The sequence below is a fragment of the Bacillus sp. LR--39 genome, assembly GCF_053613335.1.
Window position 1 is genome coordinate 1 of the sequence record NZ_JBSIOT010001188.1, and the last position, 606, is coordinate 606.

At 51.7% G+C, this 606-nt stretch carries 1 protein-coding gene and 1 pseudogene; both read left to right on the forward strand.

Annotated elements, in window-relative coordinates; all coding sequences use genetic code 11:
- Positions 1–210: pseudogene (locus tag ACWHAR_RS29325) on the forward strand (sugar isomerase); the annotation flags it as partial.
- Positions 207–606, forward strand: a 400-nt coding sequence (locus ACWHAR_RS29330; protein WP_452088725.1) for an FGGY family carbohydrate kinase, incomplete at its 3' end; no start/stop codon positions are given. The pseudogene ACWHAR_RS29325 and the gene ACWHAR_RS29330, both read left to right, overlap by 4 nt.

Below are 606 nucleotides of genomic sequence, written 5' to 3' on the forward strand. Positions count from 1 at the left end.
AACTTCGATGAAGTGAAGAAAGCGCAGGAAGATCATGACGTGCTTGCCGCAGAGGCTGCGATCCGCGAGGCATTTGAAATCGACGTCAAGCCGCTCCTCTGCGCCGTGCGGGAGGAAATGAACGTTCCGCCTGATCCGCTCAAGGCTTATGCGGAAAGCGGATATGCGGAAAAAATCCTGGCACGCGGGAAAGGCGGTGCAAGCTGGTGACGATTCTCGCCTTTGATCTTGGTGCGTCGAGCGGCAGAGCTTATGCAGGTCATGTGGACGGCGGTCTGATCAAAGCGGAGGAAATTCACCGTTTTCCAAATCAGCCCGTTCAGGCGGGAAAACACCTTTATTGGGACATTCTCAGGCTTTATCATGAAATTAAACAGGGCATTTTAAAGGCGAAAAACGGCTGTGGACGAATCAGCTGCATCGGAATCGATTCATGGGCGGTTGACGTCGGTTTTCTCGATCGGAACGGAGAGCTGATGGGGAACCCTTATCATTACCGCGACCCTTACACGGACGGAATAATGACGGAGGTGTTGAATGAAATCGGAAAAGAAGAGCTGTTTTCCAGAACCGGTATTCAGCTTTTGCCGTTCAACACCATCTTTC